We start from the raw sequence: 7,291 nt of genomic DNA on the forward strand, positions 1-7,291 counted from the left end.
GCCGTGCGGGGGCGGCCCGGACCGGTCGCGCGCGGGTGGAGGCGGTGGCGGTCGGGCGGGGCCCGCGACCCGAGCGGGGGTGTGGGTCGGGTCGCGGGCCGCGGGGCCCCCGTGTGGGAAGGCTCGTCAGGCGGTCTCGGTGATGGGCCGGTCGACCCAGCTCATCATGGCCCGCAGCTTCTGCCCGGTCTCCTCGATCGGGTGCGCCGCGCCCTCGGCCCGCCACTTGGCGAAGTTCGGCCGGCCGGCCTCGTCCTCGGCCACCCACTCGCGGGCGAACTCGCCGGACTGGATCTCGCCGAGGATCTTGCGCATCTCCTCCTTGACCCGGGCGTCGATGACCCGGGGGCCGCGGGAAAGGTCGCCGTACTCGGCGGTGTCCGAGATGCTGTAGCGCATCCGGGCGATGCCGCCCTCGTACATCAGGTCGACGATCAGCTTCAGCTCGTGCAGGCACTCGAAGTAGGCCACCTCGGGGGCGTAGCCCGCCTCGGTGAGCACCTCGAACCCGGTCTGCACCAGCGCCGCGGCACCGCCGCAGAGCACCGCCTGCTCGCCGAAGAGGTCGGTCTCGGTCTCCTCGGTGAAGGTGGTCCTGATCGCCCCGGCCCGGGTGCCGCCGATCGCCTTCGCGTACGCCAACGCCAGCCCGAAGGCGTTGCCGCTCGCGTCCTGCTCCACCGCCACCAGGCAGGGCACGCCCTTGCCGTCGACGTACTGGCGGCGGACCAGGTGACCGGGGCCCTTCGGGGCGACCATCGCGACGTCCACGTCGGCCGGGGGCTTGATCAGGCCGTACCGGATGTTGAAGCCGTGCCCGAAGAAGAGCGCCTTGCCGGGGGCCAGGTTGGGCGCGATCGCGTCGGCGTACAGGCCCCGCTGCGCGGTGTCCGGCGCCAGAATCATGATCACGTCGGCCTCGGCGGCCGCCTCGGCCGGGGTGAGCACCCGCAGGCCCTGCTCCTCGGCCTTCGGCCGGCTCTTGGAGCCCGCCGGCAGGCCGATCACCACGTCGACGCCGGAGTCGCGCAGCGACAGCGCGTGGGCGTGGCCCTGGCTGCCGTACCCGATCACGGCGACCTTGCGGCCCTGGATCAGGCCCAGGTCGGCGTCGTCGTCGTAGTAAACCTCAACGCTCATTGCATGCGCGGCGTGTATGCCTGGCCGTCTGGGGCCGGATAGAAACGCCGCTCCTCCTCTCGTGTGTAGGCCCACCCGTCTGCTCGTTGCAGCAGGTGGATATGACGGTGGTGCACGCCCTGCACGAGGGCGTGGCGGGTGCGGATGTTGAAGGAGCCGCTGCTGCGTACGGCGACCCGTCCGGTATGCCGACCGCGCTTCTTTCCGATGGGCACCACAGCGCGTACCAGGTCGCCAGTTTGGAAGCCGCGTACGGTTTTGCTTCTGGGCAGCGGCAGTCGTGGAAAGCCGTGTCGGTCGCAGCGGGTGCGGGCGTAACAGCCCCGCCCGGTGGCCGTTGCCACGAGCACCTGCCCAGGCCAGGACTGGACGGCACTGAGGGTCCCGACGTGAAGGGCATCGAGGGTGTGGGCTTTCGGCGCGCCTGTCCGGTGCCGGTTCCATTTGGTGCGGCCGCCAGTGGCGGTCTGGACCGGCAGGCCGGTGGCGACCAGGGCGTGCCACAGTGCCGTCCGGGTTGTCGACACGGCGGCGGTGTCGGTTAGTGGCCGTTTCTGCTGGCGTCTGATCCGGGCGAGCACGGCTGGCCGATCCGCCAAGAATGCCTCGATCGGGGTGGTGCCCTTTGCCTGGTTACAGTCCACGCACGCCAGGGCCAGATTCGACACCCGATCCGAGCCGCCCCGCGACCGCGGCACGACGTGGTCGATGTTCAGCGGCACCCCGGTCACGCCACAGTAAGCGCACCTACGTCCCCACGCGGCCAGAAGATACTCGCGCACCTCATAGCCGTGCAGGGTGCCCTGCTGGTACTCGACCCCTGCGATGTCAGGGTTCTGCAACAGCTGGGTGTCGAATGCAACCCGTTCCACATGCAGCCCGGTCACGGGTGCCCATCGACACAGCCGCTGGACCCATGACATGGTGTTGTCGACGCGGTGCCACAACGACGGCGCAAGCCACCCGGGGCGGCGGCGCCGATTAGCGAATCGGGGTGCCCGGTAGCGCAGGTTCCGCGACCGACGACCCCGTCGAAAGCCGGTGCGAGCGGTCAGCCTGTCGCGAATTCGCCCGCCCCTATGGCGGACCTCGATCCCGAAGAGGCCCGTCCGGACTGCCTCGTCAACGTGGAAGACCGCGATCCCGGTGAACTTCGACCCCGGATCGATCCCGATCTTAACCCCATTCACCTGCGAGTCGGCAACGCCGCGATCCCTGAGCCGAATCACGAACGGAGTGTGCCGGTGCACTGCCGCCCGCCCGGAAGCGAGCAACTTCCGCGCCCGCGCCGGGGAACACGGCTGCAACGGACGATGGTGCCGGTCGACAACGAACACCGCCGGATGGGTGTGGGCCTCACGGCCCGCTCCGGTCCCCGCCGAAGCGGCTTCCGGGTGACGCCGGCTTTCGCCGGTCTCCCCTCGCCCATGTCGCACACCGGCTGCCGAATGGCGTCCGTGTCCCGTTTCGTGGCATCTCGGGGCCGTGTCTGCTGACACGGATTCCAGAGTCCGGAGCTGAGGAAGCACCCCGGAGTGGGTCTTCACACCTGTGTACAACGTAGATCCCTCCCTTCAGAGGTCACTGGGGCTGGTCAACCACCCCGAGGAAGCACGCTCGCTCCTCCAGGGCCGAGAGAGTTGACTGACTTCCCTTTCCTACGGCGGTGCCCGGCGGCCCGTCGTGAATCCGTGCGGTGCGGGTCCAGATGGCGCGACGCCGCGCCCCCGCGTCGTGCTCAGGCGGCGCGCAGCGCCGGGCCGGCCGTGATCGAGCGCGAGCCGCGCCCGATCGCCACGGTGCCGGACTGGACCATCTCCTTGATGCCGAAGGGCTCCAGGTCCCGCAGCAGCGCGTCGAGCTTGTCCGGGGTGCCGGTGGCCTCGATGGTCAGCGTGTCCGGCGCCACGTCGACCACCCGCGCCCGGAACAGGCTCACCGTCTCCAGCACCTGCCCGCGGGCGTTGCGGTCCGCGCGGACCTTGACCAGCAGCAACTCCCGGGCCACCGAGACCTGCGGGTCCAGCTCCACGATCTTCAGTACGTTGACCAGCTTGTTGAGCTGCTTGGTGACCTGCTCCAGCGGGGACGACTCGGCGTTGACCACGATGGTGATCCGGGAGACGTCCGGGTTCTCGGTCTCCCCGACGGCGAGGCTGTCGATGTTGAAGCCCCGCCGGGAGAACAGCCCGGAGACCCGGGCCAGGACACCGGGCTTGTTCTCGACAAGCACCGACAAGGTGTGCATCGTCATTACAGCTCGTCCTCGTCGAAGTCGGGGCGGACGCCCCGGGCGAACATGATCTCGTCGTTGCTGGTGCCGGCGGCCACCATCGGCCAGACCATGGCGTCCTTGCCGACCACGAAGTCGATCACCACCGGGGCGTCGTTGATCTCCATGGCGGCCGCGATGGTCTTGTCCACGTCGGCGGCGTTCTCGCAGCGCAGGCCCACGCAGCCGAGCGCCTCGGCCAGCTTGACGAAGTCCGGGATGCGGTGCTTGTGGGTTCCCAGCTCGGTGTTGGAGTAGCGCTCCCCGTAGAACAGGGTCTGCCACTGCCGGACCATGCCCAGATTGCCGTTGTTGATCACGGCGACCTTGATCGGGATGCCCTCCAGGGCGCAGGTGGCCAGCTCCTGGTTGGTCATCTGGAAGCAGCCGTCGCCGTCCACCGCCCAGACCGTGGTGTCCGGCTTGCCGACCTTGGCGCCCATCGCCGCCGGGACGGCGTATCCCATGGTGCCGAGGCCGCCGGAGTTGAGCCAGGTGTACGGCTTCTCGTACGAGATGAACTGGCTGGCCCACATCTGGTGCTGGCCGACGCCCGCCACGTAGACCGTGTCCGGGCCGGCGATCTCGCCCAGCCGCTTGATCACGTACTGCGGGGAGAGGGTGCCGTCGGCCGGCTCCTCGTAGCCCAGCGGGTAGCGCTCGCGCAGGTCGTCGAGCTGGGTCCACCAGTCGGCGAGGTCGGTGGCCGGCCGGCCCGCCCGCTCGCTGGTGACCGCCGCGATCAGCTCGTCGATGACGTGCTTGGCGTCGCCGACGATCGGCACGTCCGCGTGCCGGTTCTTACCGATCTCGGCGGGGTCGATGTCGGCGTGCACGACGGTGGCGTCCGGGGCGAACGAGTCCAACCGGCCGGTGACCCGGTCGTCGAAGCGGGCGCCGAGCGCCACGATCAGGTCGGCCTTCTGCAGGCCGTAGACCGCGGCGACGGTGCCGTGCATGCCGGGCATGCCCAGGTGCTGCCGGTGCGAGTCGGGGAACGCGCCGAGCGCCATCAGGGTGGTGACCACCGGGATGCCGGTCAGCTCGGCCAGCCGGCGCAGCCCGTCGGTGGCCCCGGCCTTGAGCACGCCGCCGCCGACGTAGAGCACCGGGCGGCGGGCGGTGGTCATCAGCCGGGCCGCCTCGCGGATCTGTTTGCCGTGCGGGTGCAGGGTCGGCCGGTAGCCGGGCAGGTCCAGGGTGGGCGGCCAGGTGAAGCTGGTCTGCGCCTGGAGGACGTCCTTCGGGATGTCCACCAGGACCGGGCCGGGCCGTCCGGTCGAGGCCAGGTGGAACGCCTCGGCCAGGACCTCCGGGATCTCGTCGGCGGTCTGGACCAGGAAGTTGTGCTTGGTGATCGGCAGGGTGATGCCCTGGATGTCCGCCTCCTGGAAGGCGTCGGTGCCGATCGAGGGACGGGCGACCTGGCCGGTGATCGCCACCAGCGGGACCGAGTCCATGTACGCGTCGGCGATCGGGGTGACCAGGTTGGTCGCGCCCGGGCCGGAGGTGGCCATGCAGACCCCCACCTTGCCGGTGGCCTGCGCGTAGCCGGTGGCGGCGTGCCCGGCGCCCTGCTCGTGACGGACCAGGATGTGCCGGACGGTGGAGTCGTAGAGCGGGTCGTACGCCGGCAGGATCGCGCCGCCCGGGATACCGAAGACGACGTCGACGCCGAGCGCCTCGAGCGACCGGACCAGCGAGCCGGCGCCGGAGACCTGCGCCGGGGCGGCCTGCCGTACGGCCGGGGCGGCCGGGGTGGCGCCGGTGCGGGGGGTGGGGGCGTGGTCGGTGTCACCCGCCGGCTCGGTGGCCGGGCGGGCTCGCCGGGCGGAGTGGGCGAGGGTCTCTGGCGTGGGTCTCGTCATGGCGGTTCAGGCCTTCGGCTGGAGTGGGTGATGCGCTTTGCAGAGTGGGACGCGGGCGTCCCGGCGATGGTCCGACGGCAACAAAAAAGCCCACGTGCAGATGCACGGGGGCCAGCGCACTCTCGGTGAGGGAGAGTGCGCTCAGGTAAGTACTCGCAGCGACCGGTTCGACGACATGGGGCTAAGCCTGACGCATCTCACGCGATGAGTCAACTGATCCCACATTCTGGTTAACGGAGGTGGGCGTGTCGGGCCCCGACACGCTCTGCACGAGCGGTCCCACCTGCGAAGATCCCTCGATCGGGGGACGTGGCGCGGGCACCGACCGGGGTGGATTGGACCGCAGTCGGGGCAGCAGCGGCGACGGGCCGGGCCGCACCGGCGGGGCCGGGGGCAGGGTGGCGGGCCGGGCCCCCGGCGAGCTCGCCGCCTCCAGCATCGCCTCCAGGTGCTCGGCCGGCACCCCCCAGCCGAAGAGCGCCCCCTGACCGAACCGGCAACCCGCCGCCACCACCGCGGCCAGCTCGGTCGGGTTGGTGACGCCCTCGGCGATCACCTCCAGGCCGAAGTGGTGGCCGAGGCGCATCACGATGTCCACCATCGGGGCGAACGCCGGACCGTCCCGGCCCACCGGCCGGACCGGTTCGTGCTCGGCGACCAGGCTGTGGTCGATCTTCAGGATGTCGATCGGCAGCCGGCGCAGCTGGCCCAGCGAGGAGTAGCCGGCGCCGAAGTCGTCCAACGCGATCCGCACCCCGGTGAGGCGCAGCGCGCTGAGCCGGCGGATCAGCTCGTCCAGGTCGGTGGCGACGGCGTGCTCGGTGACCTCCAGCACCAGCCGCTGCGGCGGCACGTGGTGGGCGCGCAGCGCCTCGGCGACCTGGACCACGTACTCGGGGGCGTGCAGCTCGCGCGGCGAGACGTTCACTGAGACCCACACGTCGTGCCCGTCGGCCAGCCACCGGGAGAGCTGGTAGCAGGCCTGGTGCAGCACCCAGGCGCCCAGCTTGGAGATCATCCCGCACTCCTCGGCGAGCGGGATGAACTCGTCCGGCCGGACGTTGCCCAGCTCGGGGTGGTGCCAGCGGAGCAGCGCCTCCGCCCCCACCGGGCGGACCGAGGGCAGCGACGCCACCGGCTGGAACACCAGGCGCAGCTCGTCGCGCTCGATCGCCCCGCGCAGCTCGTGCTCCAGCATGGTGCGCCGGCTCAGCAGCTGGTCGTACGTGGCGTCGTAGCGCTCGATCCGGTTCTTGCCCCGCTGCTTGGCGTAGCGCAGCGCCAGGTCGGCGTTGCGCAGCAGCAGCTCGACGTCGGCCTCCCCGGTGTTGGCGGCCACCCCGATGCTGACCGAGAGGAAGACCGGCCCGTCCCCCTCTTGGTACGGGCGGCCGAGCACCCCGAGCAGCCGCTCGGCGACCGGGCCCGGGTCGCTGCCGCCGTGCATCAGCACCGCGAACTCGTCGCCGCCGAACCGGGCGGCCAGGTCGCCGGGGCGCAGGTTGCCGCGCAGCCGCCGGCCGACCTCGGCCAGCACCGCGTCGCCGACGTCGTGGCCGCGCATGTCGTTGACGTTCTTGAAGCCGTCCAGGTCCATCCCGAGCAGCACGCAGGGCACCCCGGCCTCGGCGCACCGGTGCAGCGCCCGCAGCAGCCCGCGCCGGTTGGCCAGGCCGGTGAGCGGGTCGGTGTGTGCCAGCTCCCGGAAGTGCGCCTCCCGCTCGGCCAGCCGGCCGGCGTAGCCGCGCACGTCGTTGAGGGCCAGGTACTGCCGGGCCACCAGGGCGAAGCCCTCGACGCTGCCGGCCACGATGCCGAACGCGTCGAACCGGCCGCCCTGGGCGAGGTGGTACATGGCCGAGGCGGCCATCGCGAACATCGGCACGAACGCGTACTCGCCGTCGCGCCCCATCAGGTCGACGTCGACCTGCCCGGGCAGGTCGACCCCGTGGAAGGCCCCGCCCCCGGCGAGCAGGCCGGGGGAGATAGGTAAAGGGGAGGGTTGGGTGAA

General features: G+C 71.3%; 5 protein-coding genes. All 5 read right to left on the minus strand.

Going from position 1 to position 7,291, the window contains the following annotated elements:
• Positions 1-126: 126 nt before the first annotated feature.
• Positions 127-1,140, minus strand: coding sequence for a ketol-acid reductoisomerase (ilvC, locus tag ACWEVO_RS24725; protein ID WP_452309900.1), 1,014 nt, complete (start codon positions 1,138-1,140; stop codon positions 127-129).
• Positions 1,137-2,687, minus strand: coding sequence for an RNA-guided endonuclease IscB (gene iscB, locus ACWEVO_RS24730; protein WP_452309901.1), 1,551 nt, complete (start codon positions 2,685-2,687; stop codon positions 1,137-1,139). The genes ilvC and iscB overlap by 4 nt, the downstream gene beginning before the upstream one ends.
• 191 nt (positions 2,688-2,878) lie before the next feature.
• Positions 2,879-3,394, minus strand: coding sequence for an acetolactate synthase small subunit (gene ilvN, locus ACWEVO_RS24735; RefSeq protein WP_148797876.1), 516 nt, complete (start codon positions 3,392-3,394; stop codon positions 2,879-2,881).
• Complete coding sequence (locus tag ACWEVO_RS24740; RefSeq protein WP_452309902.1) at positions 3,394-5,280, minus strand: acetolactate synthase large subunit; 1,887 nt, start codon at positions 5,278-5,280, stop codon at positions 3,394-3,396. The genes ilvN and ACWEVO_RS24740 overlap by 1 nt, the downstream gene beginning before the upstream one ends.
• A gap of 181 nt (positions 5,281-5,461) precedes the next feature.
• The coding region (locus ACWEVO_RS24745; protein WP_452309903.1) for a putative bifunctional diguanylate cyclase/phosphodiesterase at positions 5,462-7,291 on the minus strand (1,830 nt) is incomplete at its 5' end.

It is taken from the genome of Micromonospora sp. NPDC003776 (genome assembly GCF_053605645.1).

What these genes read in the sequence shown, in the direction of transcription:
- ilvN (WP_148797876.1), bottom strand. Translation starts at nt 3,394, where the DNA reads ATGACGATGCACACCTTGTCGGTGCTTGTCGAGAACAAGCCCGGTGTC.
- ilvC (WP_452309900.1), bottom strand. Translation starts at nt 1,140, where the DNA reads ATGAGCGTTGAGGTTTACTACGACGACGACGCCGACCTGGGCCTGATC.
- ACWEVO_RS24740 (WP_452309902.1), bottom strand. Translation starts at nt 5,280, where the DNA reads ATGACGAGACCCACGCCAGAGACCCTCGCCCACTCCGCCCGGCGAGCC.